19 protein-coding genes are annotated in these 21802 nt (G+C 68.3%); 10 read left to right on the top strand and 9 right to left on the bottom strand.

The window, feature by feature from the left end; genetic code table 11:
• The first annotated feature begins 5 nt into the window (after nt 1-5).
• A complete protein-coding gene (locus HWX22_RS09515) occupies nt 6-1643 on the top strand; it encodes a methyl-accepting chemotaxis protein (protein WP_175915494.1) in 1638 nt (545 codons plus the stop codon).
• A 496-nt stretch (nt 1644-2139) separates the two neighbouring features.
• Nucleotides 2140-3546, top strand: coding sequence for an alpha,alpha-trehalose-phosphate synthase (UDP-forming) (otsA, locus tag HWX22_RS09510; RefSeq protein ID WP_059525559.1), 1407 nt, complete (start codon nt 2140-2142; stop codon nt 3544-3546).
• A gap of 7 nt (nt 3547-3553) precedes the next feature.
• Here the strand turns inward: otsA and HWX22_RS09505 are convergent, their stop codons facing one another.
• Together HWX22_RS09505 and ftsH are read right to left on the bottom strand one after the other, a co-directional pair.
• Nucleotides 3554-4021 (bottom strand): OsmC family protein, encoded by a 468-nt coding sequence (locus HWX22_RS09505; RefSeq protein ID WP_175909944.1) that lies wholly within the window; start codon nt 4019-4021, stop codon nt 3554-3556.
• Nucleotides 4022-4145: 124 nt separating this feature from the next.
• Entirely contained in the window at nt 4146-6113 is a 1968-nt protein-coding gene (gene ftsH / locus HWX22_RS09500) for an ATP-dependent zinc metalloprotease FtsH (protein ID WP_175909945.1), read from the bottom strand.
• 413 nt (nt 6114-6526) lie between these two features.
• Here ftsH and HWX22_RS09495 point away from each other — a divergent pair, with 413 nt between their 5' ends.
• Complete coding sequence (locus HWX22_RS09495) at nt 6527-8191, top strand: acid phosphatase (protein ID WP_175915493.1); 1665 nt, start codon at nt 6527-6529, stop codon at nt 8189-8191.
• A 102-nt stretch (nt 8192-8293) separates the two neighbouring features.
• Here HWX22_RS09495 and HWX22_RS09490 read toward each other — a convergent pair whose 3' ends face one another.
• Together HWX22_RS09490 and HWX22_RS09485 are read right to left on the bottom strand one after the other, a co-directional pair.
• Nucleotides 8294-9793: an FAD-dependent oxidoreductase gene (locus HWX22_RS09490; RefSeq protein WP_175909947.1), complete on the bottom strand. Its 1500-nt coding sequence runs from the start codon at nt 9791-9793 to the stop codon at nt 8294-8296.
• Nucleotides 9794-10084: 291 nt separating this feature from the next.
• Nucleotides 10085-10294: a hypothetical protein gene (locus tag HWX22_RS09485; RefSeq protein ID WP_175915492.1), complete on the bottom strand. Its 210-nt coding sequence runs from the start codon at nt 10292-10294 to the stop codon at nt 10085-10087.
• 452 nt (nt 10295-10746) lie between these two features.
• Here HWX22_RS09485 and HWX22_RS09480 point away from each other — a divergent pair, with 452 nt between their 5' ends.
• The 5 genes from HWX22_RS09480 (at nt 10747) to HWX22_RS09460 (ending at nt 14682) form a co-directional block, all read left to right on the top strand.
• Nucleotides 10747-11163, top strand: a complete 417-nt coding sequence (locus HWX22_RS09480) for a nuclear transport factor 2 family protein (protein ID WP_175915491.1) — start codon at nt 10747-10749, stop codon at nt 11161-11163.
• Nucleotides 11164-11166: 3 nt separating this feature from the next.
• Complete coding sequence (locus tag HWX22_RS09475) at nt 11167-12024, top strand: SDR family oxidoreductase (protein WP_175915490.1); 858 nt, start codon at nt 11167-11169, stop codon at nt 12022-12024.
• Nucleotides 12025-12065: 41 nt separating this feature from the next.
• A complete protein-coding gene (locus tag HWX22_RS09470) occupies nt 12066-12824 on the top strand; it encodes an SDR family oxidoreductase (protein WP_175915489.1) in 759 nt (252 codons plus the stop codon).
• Between the two features lie 40 nt (nt 12825-12864).
• Complete coding sequence (locus tag HWX22_RS09465) at nt 12865-13698, top strand: SDR family NAD(P)-dependent oxidoreductase (RefSeq protein ID WP_208456471.1); 834 nt, start codon at nt 12865-12867, stop codon at nt 13696-13698.
• A 78-nt stretch (nt 13699-13776) separates the two neighbouring features.
• A complete protein-coding gene (locus tag HWX22_RS09460) occupies nt 13777-14682 on the top strand; it encodes an NAD-dependent epimerase/dehydratase family protein (RefSeq protein ID WP_175915488.1) in 906 nt (301 codons plus the stop codon).
• Between the two features lie 130 nt (nt 14683-14812).
• Here HWX22_RS09460 and HWX22_RS09455 read toward each other — a convergent pair whose 3' ends face one another.
• From HWX22_RS09455 to HWX22_RS09435, 5 genes are all read right to left on the bottom strand, one after another.
• Nucleotides 14813-16678 (bottom strand): phosphoenolpyruvate carboxykinase (GTP), encoded by a 1866-nt coding sequence (locus HWX22_RS09455; protein WP_059700504.1) that lies wholly within the window; start codon nt 16676-16678, stop codon nt 14813-14815.
• A 524-nt stretch (nt 16679-17202) separates the two neighbouring features.
• A complete protein-coding gene (locus HWX22_RS09450) occupies nt 17203-17979 on the bottom strand; it encodes a glucose 1-dehydrogenase (protein ID WP_059690153.1) in 777 nt (258 codons plus the stop codon).
• A 97-nt stretch (nt 17980-18076) separates the two neighbouring features.
• Nucleotides 18077-18832, bottom strand: a complete 756-nt coding sequence (locus tag HWX22_RS09445) for an SDR family oxidoreductase (protein WP_175915487.1) — start codon at nt 18830-18832, stop codon at nt 18077-18079.
• A 9-nt stretch (nt 18833-18841) separates the two neighbouring features.
• On the bottom strand, nt 18842-19708 hold the full coding sequence (locus HWX22_RS09440; protein ID WP_124622762.1) for an SDR family NAD(P)-dependent oxidoreductase: 867 nt from the start codon (nt 19706-19708) through the stop codon (nt 18842-18844).
• Between the two features lie 52 nt (nt 19709-19760).
• Entirely contained in the window at nt 19761-20261 is a 501-nt protein-coding gene (locus HWX22_RS09435; protein WP_175915486.1) for a nuclear transport factor 2 family protein, read from the bottom strand.
• Nucleotides 20262-20471: 210 nt separating this feature from the next.
• On the opposite strand from HWX22_RS09435, the gene HWX22_RS09430 reads away from it, so the two are divergent.
• Nucleotides 20472-20993 (top strand): nuclear transport factor 2 family protein, encoded by a 522-nt coding sequence (locus HWX22_RS09430; RefSeq protein WP_175915485.1) that lies wholly within the window; start codon nt 20472-20474, stop codon nt 20991-20993.
• Between the two features lie 50 nt (nt 20994-21043).
• Nucleotides 21044-21760, top strand: coding sequence for an EthD domain-containing protein (locus tag HWX22_RS09425; protein ID WP_175909961.1), 717 nt, complete (start codon nt 21044-21046; stop codon nt 21758-21760).
• The last annotated feature ends 42 nt before the right edge of the window (nt 21761-21802 follow it).

Here is a 21802-nt window from a genome sequence, read left to right as displayed (position 1 = left end):
ACATCGTGAAAATCGCCAGAATAACCATCAAGACAAAACTGCTTGGCGGCTTCGGTTTGCTCGCCGTGGTCGTCGTGATCGTGTCGGGCATGGCGCTGAAAGCGCTGTCCGATACGAACGACGAGTTTTCCCGGTACATGAACGGCGTCAATGCGCGCGCAAACTTGTCCGCGCAAATCCGTACGGCGGTCGACCGGCGCGCGATCGCCGCGCGCAACCTGGTGCTCGTGACCACGCCTGCCGACATCCAGCTCGAACTGGCCGAAGTGCAGCAGGCGCACAAGGACGTGCAGGACCGTCTCGCGAAGCTGAAGGACATGATGGCGAACGCGACCGACACGACCGACCGCGCGCGCGAACTGGTCGCCGAGATCGGGCGCGTCGAAGCGAGCTACGGGCCGGTTGCGCTGAATATCGTCGGGCTCGCGCAGGCCGGCAAGAAGGACGAGGCAACCGCCGATATCGACAATCGCTGCCGTCCGTTGCTCGCGCAACTTGTTCGCGCAACCGATGCGTACGCAACCTATACGCACGAGCGCGAAGTCGCGATCGCGCAGGCATTCGCGGATCGCTACGCGATCGAGTGCAACCTGCTGCTCGCCATCTGCGCAATCGCGATCGTGGTGGCGGCTGGCGGCGGCCTGTGGCTGACGCGCAGGATCACCGCACCGATCATCGCGGCGGTCGACGTCGCGCGCACGGTGGCCAACGGCGATCTCGGCAGCCGCATCAGCGTGAGCGGCAACGACGAGACGCGCGACCTGCTCGACGCGCTGTGCACGATGAATGCGCGGCTGATCGACATCGTCGGTCGCGTGCGCGATTCGTCGAACAGCATCGCGCATGCGGTGGGCGAAATCGCATCGGGCAATCTCGACCTGAGCCAGCGCACGGAGGAACAGGCCGCATCGCTGCAGGAAACCGCCGCGACGATGGAGGAATTCACGTCGACGGTGCGCCTGAACGCGGAGAACGCGCAGCAAGCGAGCACGCTCGCCGCGAATGCGTCGGACGTCGCGCATCGCGGCAGTGCGGTGGTCGGCCGCGTGGTCGATACGATGACGGAGATCGGCAACAGCTCGTCGAAAATTGCGGACATCACCGGGATCATCGAAGGCATCGCATTCCAGACCAACATCCTCGCGCTGAACGCGGCCGTCGAGGCGGCACGCGCGGGCGAACAGGGCCGCGGCTTCGCGGTCGTCGCGAGCGAGGTGCGCAGTCTCGCGCAACGTTCGTCCACCGCCGCGAAGGAAATCAAGGAACTGATCTCGGCATCGGTACAGACGATCCAGGACGGCTCGGCGCTCGCGGGCGAGGCCGGCAAGACGATGTCGGACGTAACGCGAGCCGTCGCGCGCGTCACCGACATCATGGGTGAAATCGCGGCCGCATCGGCCGAACAGAGCCGCGGCATCGATCAGGTAAACCTGACGATCACGCAGATGGACGAGACGACGCAGCAGAACGCGGCACTCGTCGAGCAGGCCGCGGCCGCGTCGAAATCGCTCGAGGCGCAGGGTCGCGATCTGTCGGAGACGGTGTCCGCGTTCCGGATGCCGGCCGGCGAACATGCAGCGTCGGCACGCGCGCGCACGCATGCGGCCGACGGAGCATCGCACTGGCAAGCTGCCGCCGCGTAACGCGTCACGCGGCGCTCGAAACACGATGCGCGGGCGCGCGGTACGCGGTCCGGCCGCGCATCGCCCCCGCCTGCGTGCGACGGTCGTCGTGCTCGTTCGAACCTGAAACGGCAGGCGTCGCACGGCACGCATTCTCTCGCGCGTCGACCACGCGCATCGCGCTCAATCGAAGCAATGTCGATCGACGCCGAATACGATCCCTTTCTCCGGAATCGCCGCTTCCCGTTGCACACGTTGCCGCGCAATTTCCGGTCCCGCCCCATACGCGACGCAGCATGTAATGAACCGACGTGCGAATTCGCCGATCGCGGTCATGCACTTTTAAATCAGCCGAATGACGAGTATGCTTAAAAAAGCATTCCACGTTCGAACGGCGAATCGCATGCCCTGATTCCCGTCCGCTCGTATCGCGGCCCCATCGCGCCACGCGTCGATGGCGGCGTCCGCCTCGCGCCCTGGCCGCACGAACCTTCCCCAACCATTCGCAGGAGAGCTGGTGAGCCGACTCGTCGTCGTATCCAATCGTATTGCAGATCCCCGTAAAGCCGCGGCAGGCGGGCTTGCCGTGGCCGTGAAAGACAGCCTGCAGGAATCGGGCGGCGTCTGGTTCGGGTGGAGCGGCAGGTTGCGTGGCGAAGGCGAACGCCCCGCGCACGGCGACGACGTGCAGATCCAGAATGTCGGCGGCATCCAGCTCGCGACGATCGATCTCGATCCGCAGGATTACGACGCGTACTACCTCGGCTACTCGAACAACGTGCTGTGGCCGGTGTTCCACTACCGCCTCGATCTCGCGCAGTTCGACCGCCGCTTCGCGGACGGCTACCGGCGCGTGAACCAGTTGTTCGCGCGCAAGCTGAGCACGCTGCTGCGCCCCGACGACGTCGTCTGGGTCCACGACTACCAGCTGATTCCGCTCGCCGCCGAACTGCGTGCGACGGGCTGCACGAATCCGATCGGCTTCTTCCTGCACATTCCGATGCCGCCGCCGCCGATCATGGCCGCGATCCCGGAGCACGAGTGGCTGATGCGCTCGCTGTTCGCCTACGATCTCGTCGGCTTCCAGACCGAATCGGATCTGCTTCACTTCGAGCATTACGTCGAGGCCGAAGCCGGCGCCGCGCGGCTGCCGGACGGCCGCCTGCACGCGTTCGGCCGCACGCTGTCGGCCGGTGCGTTCCCGATCGGCATCAACGTCGACGAATTCGCGGCGCTCGCGGAGAATCGCGACGGCATCGACATGTTCGAGCGGATGCGCGACGAATATTCGCGCCGCCAGCTGCTCGTCGGCGTCGACCGGCTCGACTACACGAAGGGGCTGCCGCAGCGCGTGCACGCATTCCGTCAGTTGCTCGAACAATATCCGGAGAACCGCGACCGCGCGACGCTGATCCAGATCGCCGCGCCGAGCCGCGAGGATCTCGGCGCATACGACGACCTGCGGCGCGAGATGGATAGCCTGTGCGGCGCGATCAACGGCGATTACGGCGAACTCGAGTGGATGCCGATGCGCTACATCCACCGCACGGTCGCGCGCAAGCGCTTGCCGGGCCTCTACCGCGCGAGCCGCGTCGCGCTCGTCACGCCGCTGCGCGACGGGATGAACCTGGTCGCGAAGGAGTTTCTCGCCGCGCAGGACGAGGCCGATCCGGGCGTGCTCGTGCTGTCGCGTTTCGCGGGCGCGGCCGAGCAACTGAAGCCCGCACTGCTCGTCAATCCGTATGACACGCAAGGCACCGCGCAGGCGATCCAGCGCGCGCTCACGATGCCGCTCGACGAGCGCCGCCAGCGTCACGACGCGCTCATGGCGATCGTGCGCAAGACCGACGTGCACTGGTGGCGCACACGCTTTCTCGACGCGCTCGCCGAAGCGGCGGAAGTCGCCGCCGCGACCGCGTCCTGACGCACGCTCACACGCCGGTCATCTCGCGGTCGAGCACCGCGCCGTTCACATCCCGCACCGCCACCGAAATCGGAATGCCTTCGCGCATGCTCTCGGTCACCACGCAATATGCATCGAACCGGTCGAGCATGCGCGTGGCCGCCGCGAGATCGGCCCACGCCTTGCCGACCGACAGCGTCACGGCCATCGCGCCCACGCGCACCCTGCCCGCTTCGTTCTGCACCATGTCGACGTCGATATGCGCGGTGACCGGCTGCGGATCGACGCGCTGTTTCTCGAGCGCGAACAACAGGCTCGCCGCGAGGCAGCTCGCGACCGCCGCGGCCAGCAGCCGGACGGGATTCGGACCGCGGCCGGCGCCGAGCGGCGGCGGCTCGTCGGTGAGCACCGGCGAAAGCTCCGTGCCGGCAAACGTGACTTCGAAACTGAAACGCGCATGCTGCGCGACATCGACCGATACGTGCGCCTCGCTCATGGCGACTCCGTGACTGGAAAAGGGGAAACGAAACGCCGGCGCAACGCCTCGCCGGCGAGATTGAATCGCAGCGACGGTGCGGCACGCTCGTGGCCACCCGCCGGCTGCGCGACAGGCTCGCACTTCAGCGTTCGGGTTCGCGCGGCGGCCCGTATGCGACGAAATCGCGCTCGATCGCCGACGCCTGCTCCGGCGCATTCGCGCCCGAGCCCGGCCCGAGATCGGTCGTGGATGGCGCGGCGCCAGGCGCCTCGCGCCCGTCGATCAGCGCCTGCAACGCATCGCGTTCGAGCACCTCGCACGCGAGCAGCCGTCGTGCGATCCGCTCGAGCGCTTCGCGACGCTCTCCGAGCGTCGACGCGACGCGCGCATGCGCATCGGTCAGCAGCGTGTGCACCTCGTCGTCGATCATCCGTGCGGTGTGCTCGCTGCAGCGTGCCTCGCCCGCATGCCATGCGCCCGGTATGCCGGTGCGCGCATCGCCGTCGTCGAAGCTCACCAGCCCGATCTGCTCGCTCATCCCGTATTGCATGACCATGTGGCGCGCCATCGCCGTCGCGCGCTCGAGATCGTTCTGCGCGCCCGTCGACACGTCGCCGAACACGAGTTCTTCCGCGACACGCCCGCCGAGCAGCGCGTCGATCCGGTCGAGCAGCTCGCTCCTGCGCAGGACGTAGCGATCCTCGGTCGGCACCTGCTGCGTATAGCCGAGCGCGGCCACCCCGCGCGGGATGATCGACACCTTCTTCACCGGATCGCAATGCGCGCGGCTTTCCGCGACGAGCGCATGGCCGGCCTCGTGATAGGCGATCGTCAGCTTCTCCTGCGCGTTCATCACGCGGCTCTTGCGCTCGAGGCCGGTCAGCGCGCGATCGATCGCCTCGTCGAAGTCGTCCATCCCGATCGCCGGCTTGCCGAGTTCCGCCGCATGCAGCGCGGCCTCGTTGACGACGTTCGCGAGATCGGCGCCGACGAAGCCCGGCGTGCGCGACGCGAGTTCGCCGAGGTCGACGTCGGCCGCGAGCTTCACGCGCTTCACGTGCACGCCGAGGATCTGACGGCGGCCGTTCACGTCGGGCCGGTCGATCGCGATGTGACGGTCGAAGCGGCCCGGGCGCAGCAGTGCGGGATCGAGAATCTCCGGCCGGTTGGTCGCGGCCATGATGATCACGCCGGAGCCGGCCTGGAAGCCGTCCATCTCGACGAGCAGCTGGTTCAGCGTCTGCTCGCGCTCGTCGTTGCCGGACATCGGGCCGACACCGCGTACCTTGCCGAGCGCATCGAGCTCGTCGACGAACACGATGCACGGCGCCTTCTGCTGCGCCTGCTCGAACAGGTCGCGCACGCGCGCCGCGCCGACGCCGACGAACATCTCGACGAACGCGGAGCCGCTGATCGAGAAGAACGGCACGGCCGCCTCGCCCGCCACCGCGCGCGCGAGCAGCGTCTTGCCGGTGCCGGGCGCGCCGACGACCAGCACGCCCTTCGGAATCTTGCCGCCGAGCCGCTGGTAGCGATCCGGATCGCGCAGGAACGAGACGAGCTGTTGCAGCTCGGCCTTCGCTTCGTCGATGCCCGCGATGTCGTCGAACGTGATGCCGGTTTCCTGCTGCACGTATACGCGTGCGCGGCTCTTGCCCATTCCGGTGAAATCCTGCAGCCCGCCGCGCTTGCGCAGCATCAGGTTCCAGATGAATACGAACGCGACGAGCGGCACCAGCCACGACGCGAGCGACGCGATCCAGCCGGTGTCGGACGCGCCGTGAAAGCGGATGCCGGCGGCGCTCAGCGTGTCGATCAGCTGCGGGTCGGTCACGCGGTTGGTGGCGAAGCGCGGCGGCGTGCCGCCCGACTTCACGGCCGCGACATCGGACGCCGGCAGCATCGCGCCGGCCTGCGGCATCGTCAGCGTGCCTGTGATCGTCGTCGATCCGATCTCGAGATCGTCGACGAGCCGCGCGGCGACGAGCCGATGGAAATCGCTGTACGCGATCAGCGTCGACGCCGGACGCAGCATCAGCAACTGCGCGGCGAACAGCACAAAGAAGCCCGCCGCGATCAACAATCCTGCGAAGTCGAATTTCCTGTCCATGGCATCGGGCCGGCCGGTCGCGCCGCTGCGCGCTTATGCGTGCCCGCGCGCCGGGCCGGCACGCGGCATCGGCAGCCACGCGCATACGGAATGCATCCGCGTCATCGTCGCCTCGTTTCGTCGCATGAATGACACCGCGAAGGCGCGCCACGCGCCGTTCGCGCGGACGACGCACGGCAATGCGCCGCCCGTGATTCAAGTCTAGTTCGCGCGCGGGCGTCCCGCATCGTCCGACAAACAGCTTTCGTCGCGGCGGCCCGGCGCGTTATAGTCGCGCTCATGACATTTTTGTGACAGCCGGCATCGCCCCGCCCGGGCGCGACGCCGGCCGTTGCGTCCCGTCCCGCGTCGCGGCAGGCCGCGCGACGCTGCCGCGCATCGAACGACAACCGCCCATCCGAGGAGCTCACGACGTGAACGACACCCCCGATCGCCCCGACGACCTTCCCGTTGATCCCGACCGCCGCCGCATGCTCGGCGGCCTCGCCGCGCTCGGCGCGGGCGTCGCGCTCGGCGGCTGCGAGACCACGCCGGGCAGCGCGCCGCGCTCCGCCGCCGACCTGCGGCTCGACGAAGCGCTGCGCCGGCAGGTGCGCCACATCGTCGTGATCTATGCGGAGAACCGCAGCTTCGCGAACCTGTACGGCGACTTCCCCGGTGTGCGCTACCCGCTGAGCGAGGTGCGGCCCGAGCATGCGCAGCAGCTCGATCGCGACGGCAAGACGCCGTTGCCCGTGCTGCCGAAAATCTGGGGCGGACTCGTGCCGCAGGCGCAGGAAGTGGACGGCAAGCGCTACGCGATCGCCGAGCGCGACATCGACAAGCTGCCGAACGCGCCGTTCCGGATCGCCGACGCGCAGGGCAAGCCGCTGCCGAACGGCGTGATCACCCGCGACCTATGGCATCGCTTCTATCAGAACCAGATGCAGATCGCCGCGGGCCGCAACAACCAGTTCGCCGCGTGGGCCGATTCGGGCGGCCTCGTGATGGGCCATTACCGCAATTCGGCCGACTCGCTGCGGCTGTGGAACCTCGCGCGGCAATACACGCTGTGCGACAACTTCTTCATGGCGGCCTTCGGCGGTTCGTGGCTGAACCACATGTTCCTGATTTCCGCGCAGCCGCCGATCTATCCGGATGCGCACAAGCATCCGCACGCGGCGAAGCTGCTGTCGAAGGTCGACGGCGACGATCCGGCCGGCACGCGGCTGACGCTCGCCGCCGATTCGCCGGCCTCTGCGCTCGACGGCCCGCCGAAGTTCGCGGTCGACGGGCCGCTGACGCCCGACGGCTACGGCGTCAACACGATGGCGCCGCCGTACCAGCCGAGCTACGTGCCGCCGGCCGACCCTGGCAATGCCGCATACGCGGATCCGGCCGACCATCGCGTGATCCCGCCGCAGGGCCATGCGACGATCGGCGACCGCCTGTCGGAGAAGAACGTCGACTGGGCGTGGTACAGCGGCGCGTGGCAATACGCGCTCGAGCACCGCGATACGGGCATGGTGCCGGATTTCCAGTACCACCATCAGCCGTTCAACTACTTCGCGAACTACGCGCCCGGCACCGACGCGCGCCGCAAGCACCTGCGCGACGCGGGCCTCGGCGACGAGCCGTCGACCAACCATTTCATCGCCGACATCGACGCGGGCCGCCTGCCGGCCGTCGCGTTCTACAAGCCGCAAGGCAACCTGAACATGCACGCCGGCTATGCGGATGTCGAATCCGGCGATCGCCACATCGCGAACGTGATCGAACGCATCCGGCGCGGCCCGCAGTGGGCGAACACCGTGATCGTGATGACGCACGACGAGAACGGCGGCTGGTGGGATCACGTCGCGCCGCCGGTCGGCGATCGCTGGGGCCCCGGCTCGCGGATTCCCGCGCTCGTGATCTCGCCGTTCGCGAAGAAGGGTTACGTCGACCACACGATGTACGACACGAACTCGATCCTGCGTTTCATCAGCCGCGTGCACGGGCTCGCGCCGCTCGACGGCGTCGCCGCGCGCGACAAGGCATTCGCGTCGCGCGGCGCGCCGCCGCCCGGCGACCTGACGAACGCGCTCGATCTCGGCTGACGGCCGGCCGACGCTCCGCCGACATCCGCCTGAAACGACGACGCCCCGGTGCAACACGGTTGCCCGGGGCGTCGTGCTTTCCCGTAAAGGGTAAAGGCGACGCTACGCCGCGCTGCGCAGCGCCTCGCTCGCCGCCGAACGCGCGGCGTGACGGCCGGCCCGCCGGCCGAAGAACGTCGCGTCGGCCAGCGACAGCCCCGAGCTGTACCCCGCGCCCCAGCGCGGCAGCCCGCAGCTCGTGCGGCCGGCCGCATAGAGGCCCGCCACCGGCACGCGCGCGGCGTCGAGCACCTGCCCGGTCGGCAGCGTATCGAGCCCGCCCAGCGTGAAATGCGGATAGAACGCGTAGTCGATCCGGCAATCGAGCGCGACGAACGGCGGCTCGATCAGCGGCTTCAGCCACTTCTTCGCCTTGTGGAACAGCGGATCGGTGCCTTCGGCCGCGTGGCGGTTGTAGACGTCGACGGTCGCCGTCAGCGTGCCGGCCGGCATCTGCAGGTCGCGTTCGACTTCCTCCCATGTCTCGCCCGCCGCCGCGATGCCGATCCGTGCGATCGCGGGCGGCTCCTGGTAGGTCGCCTGGTCGACCAGCAGGTAGATCCGGTCGTCGGCCTGGTGGAACGCGTGATGGCCGGTGCGGCCGTGATAGCCGTCCTCGTTGATGAAGCGCTGGCCGCGCGCGTTCACGAAGATCCCGTGGATCAGCGATTCGGGCGCGTAGAACGGCAGGCTGACGAAGCCCTGGTCCATGTGGATCGCGGCCCCGCCCGCGCTCTGGCCGAGCAGGATGCCCGAGCCGTCGTCGCCCGGGCTGCCGATCGGTTCGTCCGAGCGCAGCAACTGCGGCGCGTGCCGACGCACCATGTCGCGGTTCATCGCGAAGCCGCCCGCGCACAGGATCACCGCGCGGCGCGCCCGCACGCATGCCGTCTCGCCGTACGCGCGCAGCACGACGCCGCGCACCGCGCCGGCATCGTCGACGATCAGCGCCAGCGCGCGCGTGTCGTAGCGCATCGACACGCCGAGCGCCTGCACGCGCTCGGCCAGCACGCGCATCAGCATCTGCCCGCCGCCCCAGCCCGGCCATTGCGGCGTGTGGCCGCGCGGGCACGGCTTCGCGGCCTCGCTGAACGGCCAGGCCTCCTCGCTGCCCGACCAGATCAGGCAGTCGTCGGTTTCCGGTTCGACGATCCGCTCGGCGATGAACGTGTTCTTGTACGTGAGGCCCTGCGCGACGAGCCAGTCGTGATGCGCGAGGCTCTCGTTCGCGTAGAGCCGCACCTTCGCCTCGTCCGCGTCCCGGCCGCCCGCGAGCATCAGGTAGCGGTACAGGTCCTCGGTATCGTCGCTGAAGCCGGCCTGCCGCTGCGCGGGCGTGCCGCCGCTGCCGCCGAGGTAGATCTCGCCGCCGGACAGCGCGCTCGTGCCGCCGTAGCTCGATGCGCGCTCGACGATCAGCGTGTCGGCGCCGGCGCTCGCGGCTTCGATCGCCGCGCACGCGCCGGCCGCGCCGAAGCCGACGATCACGACGTCGTGTTCGGCATCCCAGCGAGGCACGTCGCGGATGTTCAGGGGGCGGGTCAGGGAATAGTCGGATGACATCGCGTAATGGTTCTGCGTGAAGGGAATCGGTGAAAGACGGTGGTCGCGGCGAAGCACCGCGGGCAGGCGGCCCGACGCGGACCTCGGCGCGTTGTCGATGCGAGCGTTCGAGCGTGCGCAGTCGAGCCGCGCGTGGTGTCGCGGGCGGGAGATTCGAACGACGACGGAAACCGGATGGGCGCCACGCGACGCATGTATCGCGGTGCCCCCCGGTGTGTCCGCCAGGACGCCGCCGCATCGCGACGGCTTCCGGGCGACATCGAATCGGCGCGGCGCACGGCCGCGCCGGCGTCACATGCCGCGCAGCGCGGCGAAGCCGAAGTGCGACGGATCGATCGGTACGCAACCGGTCGGCAGGCCGTTCGAATCGACCGAGCGGCATTGCAGGATGCCGGCCGCATACGGCGGCGACGGAACCTGCTCGGCGCCATATCGCGCCATTGCCATCGCCGCGAAGGTGCCCATCGCCATTACGCACAGCTTGCGAATCGTGAGTCTCATGATCGTCGTCCCCTCCGGTTGGCCGCTATCGCGGTTCGTGTCCGGCGACCGGCCACATGCAGCGGCACCGGATGACTGCACGGTAGCCAGCGCCGGCTCGCCGGCCATCGTCCGTTTCGACTAGGGACAAACGCGAAGCGGGCTGCATGCGGCATGCCGCGTTGCAGCATTGATGCGCGGTCGGTTCGACCGAAGGACCCGCAAACCATCTGCCCCGGCTTGCTGCGACGAGCCGCGTCACCGTCGGACGAATGCCATGCGTCAGCCGCCGCATCGCAACATCGGACGCTGCACCGCCGCCGATCCCGGTGTTTTCCCCGATCCTTACCCTGCTCCGTATGGATGATGAGGATCGATCGGTCAGATGCGAACCTGCGCGTCGACGTCGCAATGCCGCCGCGTCCGCGCTCGCGGCGCGGCAGACGCTTTCCGTTCACTCACGGGAGTACCGCATGACCGATTCGAATCCCCGCCACGCGCTGTACGAACTTGCGTGCCGTTACGCGCAAGCCGTCGACCGGCGCGACTGGCCGCGTCTCGCCACCCTCTTCACCGCCGATGCGCAGCTCGACGGCCCCGGTTTCCGCTTCGACGACCGCGATGCGATCGTCGCCGGAATGAGCGTGATCGAGCGCTACGAGACGACCCAGCATCACGTGCACAACCAGCTCGTCACGCTCGACGGCGGCGAAGCCGATGTCGAGACCTATGGCGTCGCGTGCCACGTGTATGTCCGCGACGGCGTGAAGCGCAAGCTCGACTGGGGGCTGCGCTATCGCGACCGCTGCGTGTTCGACGGCGGCACGTGGCGCTTCGCCGTGCGCACGCTGCACGTCGACTGGTCGCAAGACCTGCCGCTGGAGGGCTGAACGATGCGCTCGCCCCTTCCCCTCGCCGGCCGCACCGCGCTCGTCACGGGCGGCGCCGGCGGCATCGGCGCGGCCTGCGCGCACGCGCTCGCCGCCGATGGCGCGGCCGTCGTGCTGATGGGCCGCCGCCGCGACGCGCTCGAACGCACGCAGCGGCGCCTTGCCGACACGGTGCCCGGCAGCCGCGTCGCGATCCACGCCGGCGACGCCTGCGACGACGCCGACCTGCAGGCCGCGCTGGATACCGCGTGGGCGCTCGACGGCCGTCTCGACATCGTCGTGCCGACCGTCGGCGGTGCCGGGTTTCGCCCGCTGCTGATGCACGACGCCGACAGCTTCCGCGCGGAAATCGACCTGAACCTGCACAGCGCGTTCGCCGCGATCCGTCACGCCGCGCCGCGGCTCGCCGATAGCGGCGGCGGCGCCATCGTTTGCATCTCGTCGACGGCCGCGCAGATCAATTTCCGCTGGCTGTCCGCGTACTGCACCGCGAAGGCCGCGCTCGAGGCGCTGGTGCGCGGCGCGGCCGAGGAACTCGCCGGCGCGAAGATCCGCGTGAACGCGGTGCGGCCCGGCCTCACGCGCTCCGAAGCCACCGCCCCGATGTTCGACAACCATGCGCTGGTCGACAGCTTCCTCGAACAGATTCCGCTCGGTACGCTCGGCGAACCGGATGCGATCGCGCATGCGGTGCGCTACCTCGCGGGCCCCGAATCGGGTTGGGTCACCGGCCAGAGCTTCGCGGTCGACGGCGGCCACGAGTTGCGCACCAACCCGCGCGTCGACGACACGATCGCGCAGATCTACGGCGCGGCCGCGCTCGATGCGGTTAAGGCCGGCCGCGCGCCGGGCGCCGAATGAGCGCCCGCCTTCTTTCAACGTCACAGGAAATCGACCCAAAGATGAATCGAGTCGCAAACAAGGTCGCGCTGATCACCGGCGCGGCGAGCGGCGTCGGCCGCGCCGATGCGCTGCTGCTGGCCGCCGAGGGCGCGCGCGTCGTGCTCACCGACATCGACGAGGATGCGGGCCGCGCGCTCGCGCGTGAAATCGGCGAGACGGCGCTGTTCGTGCGCCAGGACATCGCCGACGAGGACGGCTGGCGGCACGCGATCGCGTCGACGCTCGATCGCTTCGGCCGGCTCGACGTACTCGTCAACAACGCGGCGATCTGCCCGGTCGGTTCGATCGAGGACACGAGCCTCGACACCTGGCGGCGCGTGCTGCGCGTCAACGCGGACGGCTATTTCCTCGGCTGCAAGTACGCGATCGGCGCGATGAAGGACAACGACACGCCGGGCTCGATCGTGATGATGTCGTCGGTCGCCGCGCTCGGCGGCCTGCCGATGATGTGCGCATACACCGGCTCGAAAGGCGCGGTGACGGCGCTCGCGCGCAGCGTCGCCGTGCACTGCAAGCGCAGCGGCTACCGGATCCGCTGCAACTCGATCCACCCGGACGGCATCTGGACGCCGATGACGCAGGCGCTGATGCCCGGCCTCGATCCGGCCGAACTCGGCATCGGCAACGATCCGATGGCACGCATGTGCGACCCGCAGGACGTCGCGAATCTCGTGCTGTTTCTCGCATCCGACGAGTCGCGCTTCGTGAACGGCGCGGAGCTGCGGATCGACAACGCGCAACTCGTTTCGTCGCTGTGATGCGGCTCGCGGCTTTTCCGTTCGAAGGAGTGTCGTGATGATTTCATTTACCGGCAAGACGGTCCTGGTCACCGGCGGCGGCGCGGGCATCGGCCGTGCGTGCGCGGAAGCATTCGGCGCGGCGGGCGCGCGCGTCGCGGTGGCCGAGCTCGACCCCGCTCGCGCGCAGGACGTGCGCCAGGCGCTCGAAGCCGCGGGCGTCGACGCGCTCGTCGGCGCCGTGGACGTCACGCGCCGCGACGAGGTCGACGCATTCGCGCGAACGATCGACGCACGCTTCGGCGGCCTCGACGTGCTCGTCAACAACGTCGGCGATTTCCTGCAGATCGCGAAGCCGTTCGACGACCATACCGACGACGACATCGCGCGGCTGTTCGACGTGAACCTGCGCCAGGTGTTCGTCGTCACGCGCGCGATGCTGCCGTTGCTGCGCAAGCGCGGCGCGGGCGGCAGCATCGTCGGCGTGTCGTCGATCGAAGGCTTCCGCGCGATTCCGAACTGCAGCGTCTATGCGTCGTTCAAGGCCGCGCTGACCGGCTTCACGAAAAGCCTCGCGCTCGAACTCGGGCCGGCCGGCATTCGCGTGAACCAGATCGCGCCGGAGACCACCGAGACGCCGCAGGTGCCCGTGAGCGCGATGGTCGCGGCCGAGCATCGCGCGCACATCCCGCGCTGGATTCCGCTCGGGCGCTTCGGTGCGGCCGGCGACATCGCGGGCGCCGCGCTGTTCCTCGCGAGCCCGCTCGCCGCGTGGGTCACCGGCACGACGCTGCACGTGGACGGCGGCGCGCTCGCGGCGGCCGGCTGGTATCGCGACCCGAACGGCTTCTGGACCAACATGCCGGTCGTCACGGGCAACGGCTTCAACTTCTGAGCGCCGATCCGCGCGGCTTCACTCGTTCAATCGTCGGTTCAATTCATGCGGCGCGCCAGCGCCGCCCTCGGAGACACCATGAAAATCCTGATCATCGGCGGCACCGGCCTCATCGGCGGCCACGCCGCGCTGCATCTGCACGCGCAAGGCAACGACGTGACGCTCGCCGCCCGCAAGCCGCCCGCGCCGGGCAGCGCACTCGCGCAATTCGACGTGCTGCTGCGCGACTACGTGGCCGGCAACTTCACGCGCGACGATCTCGCGCCGTTCGACGCGGTCGTGTTCGCGGCAGGCAACGACATTCGTCACCTGCCGCCCGGCACCGACGAAGCCGCGCACTGGGAACGCGCGAACGTCGACGCGGTGCCGCGCTTCTTCGCGCTCGCGCGCGATGCGGGCGTGAAGCGCGCGGTACTGGTCGGCAGCTTCTATCCGCAGGTCGCGCCGGCACTCGTCGACACGGTGCCGTACGTGCGCTCGCGCCATCTCGCCGACGAACGCGTGCGCGCGCTCGCGTCGCCGTCGTTCGCGGTATGCAGCGTCAATGCGCCGTTCGTCGTCGGGTCGGTGCCGGGGCTGCGCAACGAGATGTTCGCCGCGTACACGGGCTATGCGCAGGACAAGCTCGCCGGCCTGCCGGTATACGGGCCGGCAGGCGGCAGCAACTTCATCTCGACGCAGTCGCTGTCGGAAGCGATCTGGGGCGCGCTGCAACGCGGCGCATCCGGCAAGGCGTATCTCGTCGGCGACGAGAACCTGAGCTTCGCCGACTACTTCGCGGCCTTCTTCCGCGCGGCCGGCAATCCGCAGCCGGTGCCGTCGCTCGATCAGGAGCATCCGCTGCTGCCCGATATGGCGATCTACACGGGGCGCGGCAACGTCGTGTCGTACGAACCCGATCCGGCCGATATCGCGCTGCTGCGCTACCGGCGCGGCGACGTGCAGCGCGCGGTGAACGAAGTGGTCGAGCATTGCGGCGCGTAGGCGCACTGCCGGCGCGACACGCGCAACGCTGAAACGAAGCAGAAACAAAACGTCCCGCCGCCGGCGATGCATGCCGGCGGCGGGACGTTCATGCCACCACGTCGTTACTTCGTTGCTTCGACTCCGATCGTCAGCCGCCGATGCGCTGCTCGATCTTCTTCATCGTGTCGGTCAGTTCGGCCGGCAGACGCAGCTTCAGCGTGTCGAACAGCGCCGCATGCAGCTTCAGTTCCTCGCGCCATTCGCCGGCATTCATCGACGTCACCGCCTCGAACTGCTCGCGCGTGAAGTCGAGCCCATCCCAGTGCAGGTCGTCATAGGCCGGCGACACGCCGAACGCATGGTCGCCGCCGCCGCCGTTGCCCTCGAGGCGATCGAGCATCCATTTCAGCACGCGCATGTTCTCGCCGAAGCCCGGCCACACGAACTTGCCGTTCGCGTCCTTGCGGAACCAGTTCACGCAGTAGATCTTCGGCAGCGTGGCGCCGGCGCCTTCGATCTGCTTGCCGAGCTTCAGCCAGTGCGCGAAATAATCGCTCATGTTGTAGCCGCAGAACGGCAGCATCGCGAACGGGTCGCGGCGCACCACACCCTGCTGGCCGGCAGCCGCGGCGGTCGTCTCCGAGCCCATCGTCGCGGCCATGTACACGCCTTCGATCCAGTCGCGCGCCTCGGTCACGAGCGGCACGGTCGTCGAGCGACGGCCGCCGAAGATGAACGCGTCGATCGGCACGCCGGCCGGATTTTCCCAGTCCGCGTCGATCGACGGGCATTGCGATGCCGGCGCCGTGAAGCGCGAGTTCGGGTGCGCGGCCTTGCGGCCGGTTTCCTTGCCGATCTCCGGCGTCCACGGATTGCCCTGCCAGTCGGTCAGCTTCGCGGGCGGCGTGTCGGTCAGGCCTTCCCACCACACGTCGCCGTCTTCCGTCAGCGCAACGTTCGTGAAGATCACGTTTTCCTTCAGCGTCGCGATCGCGTTCGGATTGGTCTTCACGCCCGTGCCCGGCGCGACGCCGAAGAAGCCGGCTTCCGGGTTGATCGCATACAGGCGTCCGTCGCGCCCCGGCTTCAGCCAGGCGATGTCGTCGCCGATCGTCGTGACCTTCCAGCCGTCGAAACCCTGCGGCGGAATCAGCATCGCGAAGTTGGTCTTGCCGCACGCGGACGGAAACGCCGCCGCGACGTGATACTTCTTGCCGGCCGGCGACGTCACGCCGAGGATCAGCATGTGTTCGGCGAGCCAGCCCTGGTCGCGGCCCATCGTCGACGCGATGCGCAGCGCGAAACACTTCTTGCCGAGCAGCGCGTTGCCGCCGTAGCCCGAGCCGAAGCTCCAGATCTCGCGCGTATCGGGGAAGTGCACGATGTACTTGACCGGGTTGCACGGCCACGGCACGTCCTTCTGGCCCGCTTCGAGCGGATGGCCGACGCTGTGCACGCACGGCACGAATTCGCCGTCCTCGCCGAGCACGTCGTAGACGTCGCGGCCCATGCGGGTCATGATCCGCATGTTCACGGCCACGTACGGGCTGTCGGACAGCTCGACGCCGACGTGCGCGATCGGCGAGCCGAGCGGGCCCATCGAGAACGGCACGACGTACAGCGTGCGGCCGCGCATCGAACCGCGGAACAGACCGTTCAGCGTCTCGCGCATTTCTTCCGGCGCGATCCAGTTGTTGGTCGGGCCGACGTCGTCGGGCGATTCGGTGCAGATGAAGGTGCGGTCCTCGACGCGCGCGACGTCGGACGGATCGGACTGCGCGAGATACGAGTTCGGGCGCTTCGCCGGATTCAGGCGCGTGAGCGTGCCCTGATCGACCATCGCCTGGCACAGCGCGTCGTTTTCTTCCTGCGAGCCGTCGCACCAGACGACGCGGTCGGGCTCCGTGAGCGCCGCGATACGCGACACCCAGTCGATCAGTTTGCGATGCTTGACGAATGCCGGGGGAGCGATCAGCGGGCCGTGCGTCGCTTCGGCCAGATTGTTTTGCGACATGGAAATGTCTCCAGACTATTGGGCGGGGATGGGGGATGCGGGACGCGCCCGCGAGATGGGGAATGCGGTCGGAGCGCAGGATGCAGCGACGCGCAAGGCGGGACGCGCGAGCGGAGCGCGTGTCGATGCCGCGATGCGGGCGAGAGAATGTGATGTCTCGTATGAGCGTGCGAACGCGAGTTTCGCCATGCAAGCAACCTGCCGTACAACTCCATGCCGGCCAGCATACCATCGCCGTTATCGGGCGGGCGTTGCGTTGCAACAAGAAACAACTGTGACGACACGCCGGCATGCCGCTTGCCGGCGCGTTCTTTTTATTGCACCGACGCGTGAGCTTTGGGGACGAAACGGCTGGAACGTCCGTCCTGCAAGGGTTTCGCGAAAACGGAAAAATCGCGCGACAGGTTCGCATGCGATGCACGCTAACTGTCGCGATGCAGATTCGTGTTTTCGCTACTCAGGCAAACCCTGAATTAGGTTGCGCACACAAACATCCATCGCGCATGCGTTGTGTGCCCTACCGCTCAAAACGGCGCGCCCGGCAATCCGGGGTAATACGCGCCTGCCGCCATCCCGCCGTCGACGGACAGTTCGGCGCCGTTGCAGTACGACGCTTCGTCGCTCGCGAGAAACAGCGTCGCACGCGCGATTTCGTCAGGCAAGCCGACGCGCTGCAGCGGCACGTGCGTGTAGTGCTTGTTGATCTCGTCGAGCGGCGCGCCGGTCGGATTCGACATCGCGGTGTTGACGCCACCGGGATGGATCGAATTTACGCGCACGCCCTGGTGGCCGAGTTCGAGCGCCGCCACCTTCGTCAGGCCGCGCACGCCCCATTTGCTCGATACGTAGGCGGCCAGCGCGTTCACGCCGCGCAGCCCGTCCACCGACGAGATGTTGACGATCGACCCGCTCTTCTGCGCGATCATGCGCGGCGCGATCGTGCGAATGCCGACGAACGTGCCGACGAGATTGATCGACACCGCGCGCTCGAAATCACGTTTCGACAATTCGGTGATCGCGCCGAACATCAGCACGGCCGCGTTGTTCACGAGCACGTCGATGCGGCCGAACTGCTCGACGGTCGCATCGGCGACACGCGCCCAGTTCGCCTCGTCGCTCACGTCGAGCCGCATGAAGCGTGCCGCATCGCCGAGTTCGCGCGCAAGCGCCTCGCCTTCCGCGTCGAGCACGTCGCCGATCACGACGCGCGCGCCCTGCTCGACGAACAGCCTGCATGTCGCGGCGCCCATCCCGCGCGCGCCGCCCGTGACGATCGCCACCTTCCCTTCCAGTCGACCCATGTCGTTCTCTCCTCGATGCTTTCCGATTCCGGTTTGCCGGCCGCGACGCACTGCCACGCGCCTCGGTGCCGGCCCTTGATGTGTTTCGCGTTCGCCGTCAGCCCCAGTACGCCTGCCCGCCGTCGAGCGGCAGCGTCGCACCGGTCAGGTACGCGGCGTCGCGGCTTGCGAGAAACACGATCGCGCGCCCGATGTCCTGCTCGCAGTCGCCGACGCGGCCGAGCGGGATCGTGCGGAAGAACGCGGCCGCTTCGTCCGGATTCGCGTCGACCCAGCCCTTCAGGCCCGGCGACAGCGCGTGCGGCGCGACGGCGTTCACGCGAATGCCGTCGGCGCCCCATTCGCATGCCGCCGCACGCGTGAGCGCGCGAATCGCTTCCTTGGTCGCCGCGTAGGCGCCATAGCCCGACGCGTCCCAGCGCACCGCGGCCGACGACGCGAAATTGACGATCACGCCATCGCCCTTCAGATGCGGATGGCACGCGCGCATCATTCGCAGCGTCGCGATCGGCCCCGACTCGAGGCCCGCGAGAAAATCCGCGTCGGTAACGTCGAGCAGGCGGCCGAGCGGCACGACCTGCGCGTTGTTGATCAGGATCTGCACGCCGCGAAACCGCTCGACGACCGCATCGACGCAGCGCGCGATCTGCGCGGCGTCCATCACGTCGCACACGAACGGCTCCGCGATACCGCCGCGAGCGCGGATCGCGTCGCAGGTCGCGACCAGCTTGTCGCGCGTGCGGCCGACCACGGCCACCTGTGCGCCTTCGGCCGCGAGCGCGTGCGCGACGCCTTGCCCGACGCCCTGCCCCGCGCCCGTCACGAGCGCGACCTTGCCTTCGAGGATGCCCATCTGCACTCCTTAAGCGACGATCGCCGGATGAGCCTGCACGGGCCCGCCAAGCAGTTCGCGATACGACGGCGGCTGCTTGCCGTCGAGATCCGCGATGCCATACTGCAGCGCGGCTTCCGCGCCGACCAGCACCTGCCCCGACAGCGCCATGCGCTGCGGATCGGCGTGGATCGCATGAATCACGCGGCCGGTGAATTCCGGGCTTTCCGCAACGAGCGAGAATTCCTTGTAGAGATCCGGATGCTCGTCCCACACGCGCGTCGTGCGTTCGGTGCGCAGCGGCCCCATCCAGATCGACACGGCCGCGACGTCGAACGGTTTCAGGTCGACGGCCATGTCCTTCGCGAACTTGTCGACGCCGGACTTCTGCGCGCCGTACGCGGCGCCGTGCATGTAGCAGCTCGCGCCGAACGACGACGTGAACGCGATCAGCCCGCTGCGGCGCCTCGCCATCAGCGGCGCCGCGTGCCAGCTCGCGACGTACGCCGAGCGCAGCCCGACGTCGAGGATGTTCACGAGGTCGAGCGACTTCTCCCAGAACGGGCCCGGCAGGATCAACTGGTCGTGCAGGTAGGTCGCGTTGTTGACGAGGATGTCGAGCCGCCCGCTGTCGCGTTCGACGCGCTCGAACAGCGCCTTCACCTGCGCGTCGTCCGCGTGGTCGCACGCGACGGCGATCCCGCGGCCGCCGAGCGCGTCGATCTCGCGCGCGGTTTCGTGGATCGTGCCGGGCAGCGGCGCGTCGCCTTCGTTCTGCGAGCGGCCCGTCACGTAGACGGTCATGCCGGCCGCGCCGAGCGCGCGCGCGATGCCCTTGCCCGCGCCGCGCGACGCGCCTGTCACGACGGCGACCGGCGCCTCGTTGTTCTGTGCCATGTTCGATGTCTCCTGAGGATTGCTTTTCAACCTGCGTGGATAGTTCGCGTCGTCACGCGGCGGGCGGCTGCGCGTCGGCGAACAGCACGCCAGGCGCGTCGCCGTCGTAGCGGGCAGAGAGCGTCGACGTGACGACGCAGCGCGTGCTCACGATCTTCCATTCGCCGTCGACCTTCCGGTATTCGTCGTCGTAGGTCGCGCCGAGCTGCGTGAGCGTGCGTGAATTCGTGTCGAGCATCTGGTAATGCAGGCCCCACGTGCCGCGCGCATGTGTGTCGTCGAGCACGGTGATGTCGGGATTCACGCCGTGGTGCATCTCGACGATGTGCGGGTGGCAGCCGAGCCGCTCGAACACGTCGACGAGCGCGTCGCGGTGGTCGAACGTGCCGATCCGGCCGTAGTCGATGTGCACGGTGCCGGGCGCGAAGCAGTCGCGCATCCCTTGCGGATCCTTCCGGTCGCAGCACGTGAAGTAGCGCGCCTTCAGGCGGCGGATCGCGTCGGCGTCCTCCAGCCTGCGCACGCGCACTTCCATTCGTTCGATCGGGGTCATGCCGTCTCCTTGGTCTCGTGTGCGCGGATCGAAGCCGCGTCGACGCCACGTTACAGGCGCAAGGGAGGCCGGCCATCACCTGTTTGGATGAACCACGATGCCGCGTATCGGCGAGGTTGAACGCAGCCCCCGCGGCGTTCGTCCGAACAGACGATGTGATGCAGGCGGGTTCGTTCCTACCATCGAATGACACCAACACGAGACACGGCGATGGACGAGACGACCCGCACGCTCCACGAGTACGAGCAGATCCGCCAGCTGAAGTACCGGTATTTCCGCGCGGTCGACACGCACGACTGGTCGCTGCTCGCGCAATGCCTGACCGAGGACTGCGAGGCGCGCCTGTACGGCGGCCGCTACGCGTACGACGGCCGCGACGCGTTCGTGTCCAGCCTGCGCGAACTGATCGGCAAGCCGACCTTCCTGACGATGCATCACGGCCACCACCCCGAGCTCACGCTGGTGTCCGCCGATCATGCGTGCGGCGTGTGGTTTCTCGAGGATCATGTGATCAATCTGGAGGACAACTACCTGCTGCACGGCACCGCGTTCTACGACGACCAGTACGTGAAGCGCGACGGCGTGTGGCGCATTCACGCGACGCGTCACGAGCGCCTGTTCGAAACCGTCACGTCGCCGATTCCGCCGTCGTTCACGCTGACCGCCAACCGCTTCGCACCGGGCGCGCAAGACGCATCTGGTGCGACCGATCCGGCCGTCAGCGCTTCCTGAAACCCGGCGGCAGCGCCGCCGACCTCGTCATTCCCTTTGGAGCCGGAGCAATGGAGAAAGTCATTTACGTGTTGTGGCGCGATGCACAGGCCGCGCCCGAGCAGTGGAGCCGCAGCGTGCGCGCGCAGCTCGCCGACAAGCTGCTGTCGCTAGGGGCGCACGGCGTGCAGGTCAACGTTGCCGACGCCGATGTCGCACCGGCCGCCGGCCTGAAGCAGACCAACACGCACCCGGGCATCGACGGCATCGTCGCGATGTGGATCGACAGCGCGAACCCGATGTTCCGTCAGCCGTTTGACGACGCGGTGCGCGCGATCGTCCCGCACATGGCCGCGTATCTCGTCACGGAGTCGCAGCCGATTCCGAACACGCGCTTTCCTGCGCGGCCCGGCGAGCGCACGAGCGGCTTCTCGCAGCTCGCGTTCCTGAAGCGCCCGCCGCGCCTCACGCACGAAGCATGGCTCGACGTATGGCACGGACATCACACGCGCGTCGCGATCGATACGCAGGACAACTTCCTGTACGTGCAGAACGTGATCGTGCGTGCGCTCACGCATGCGGCGCCCGGCTACGACGCGATCGTCGAGGAGTGCTTCCCGGCCGCGGCGATGACCGATCCGTACGCGTTCTTCGATGCGGTCGGCGACGAGGAGAAATTCCAGCGCAACGTCGCGGAGATGATGGACAGCTGCGGACGCTTCATCGATTTCGACAAGATCGACGTGGTGCCGACGAGCCAGTACGTCGTGAAGGCCGTGCGCGGATAAAAAAAAACGCCAACCCGTCATGAACGGGTTGGCGGCGTGCCG

It is taken from the genome of Burkholderia sp. BCC1638 (assembly GCF_902833195.1).
Lineage (GTDB): Bacteria > Pseudomonadota > Gammaproteobacteria > Burkholderiales > Burkholderiaceae > Burkholderia > Burkholderia diffusa.
The sequence above is the reverse complement of the archived record's forward strand: the minus strand, read 5'-3'. Positions and strand labels throughout refer to the sequence as shown.

What these genes read in the sequence shown, in the direction of transcription:
- HWX22_RS09505 (WP_175909944.1), bottom strand. Translation starts at nt 4,021, where the DNA reads ATGAGCGAGGCGCACGTATCGGTCGATGTCGCGCAGCATGCGCGTTTC.
- ftsH (WP_175909945.1), bottom strand. Translation starts at nt 6,113, where the DNA reads ATGGACAGGAAATTCGACTTCGCAGGATTGTTGATCGCGGCGGGCTTC.
- HWX22_RS09490 (WP_175909947.1), bottom strand. Translation starts at nt 9,793, where the DNA reads ATGTCATCCGACTATTCCCTGACCCGCCCCCTGAACATCCGCGACGTG.
- HWX22_RS09485 (WP_175915492.1), bottom strand. Translation starts at nt 10,294, where the DNA reads ATGAGACTCACGATTCGCAAGCTGTGCGTAATGGCGATGGGCACCTTC.
- HWX22_RS09480 (WP_175915491.1), top strand. Translation starts at nt 10,747, where the DNA reads ATGACCGATTCGAATCCCCGCCACGCGCTGTACGAACTTGCGTGCCGT.
- HWX22_RS09475 (WP_175915490.1), top strand. Translation starts at nt 11,167, where the DNA reads ATGCGCTCGCCCCTTCCCCTCGCCGGCCGCACCGCGCTCGTCACGGGC.
- HWX22_RS09470 (WP_175915489.1), top strand. Translation starts at nt 12,066, where the DNA reads ATGAATCGAGTCGCAAACAAGGTCGCGCTGATCACCGGCGCGGCGAGC.
- HWX22_RS09460 (WP_175915488.1), top strand. Translation starts at nt 13,777, where the DNA reads ATGAAAATCCTGATCATCGGCGGCACCGGCCTCATCGGCGGCCACGCC.
- HWX22_RS09455 (WP_059700504.1), bottom strand. Translation starts at nt 16,678, where the DNA reads ATGTCGCAAAACAATCTGGCCGAAGCGACGCACGGCCCGCTGATCGCT.
- HWX22_RS09450 (WP_059690153.1), bottom strand. Translation starts at nt 17,979, where the DNA reads ATGGGTCGACTGGAAGGGAAGGTGGCGATCGTCACGGGCGGCGCGCGC.
- HWX22_RS09445 (WP_175915487.1), bottom strand. Translation starts at nt 18,832, where the DNA reads ATGGGCATCCTCGAAGGCAAGGTCGCGCTCGTGACGGGCGCGGGGCAG.
- HWX22_RS09440 (WP_124622762.1), bottom strand. Translation starts at nt 19,708, where the DNA reads ATGGCACAGAACAACGAGGCGCCGGTCGCCGTCGTGACAGGCGCGTCG.
- HWX22_RS09435 (WP_175915486.1), bottom strand. Translation starts at nt 20,261, where the DNA reads ATGACCCCGATCGAACGAATGGAAGTGCGCGTGCGCAGGCTGGAGGAC.
- HWX22_RS09430 (WP_175915485.1), top strand. Translation starts at nt 20,472, where the DNA reads ATGGACGAGACGACCCGCACGCTCCACGAGTACGAGCAGATCCGCCAG.
- HWX22_RS09425 (WP_175909961.1), top strand. Translation starts at nt 21,044, where the DNA reads ATGGAGAAAGTCATTTACGTGTTGTGGCGCGATGCACAGGCCGCGCCC.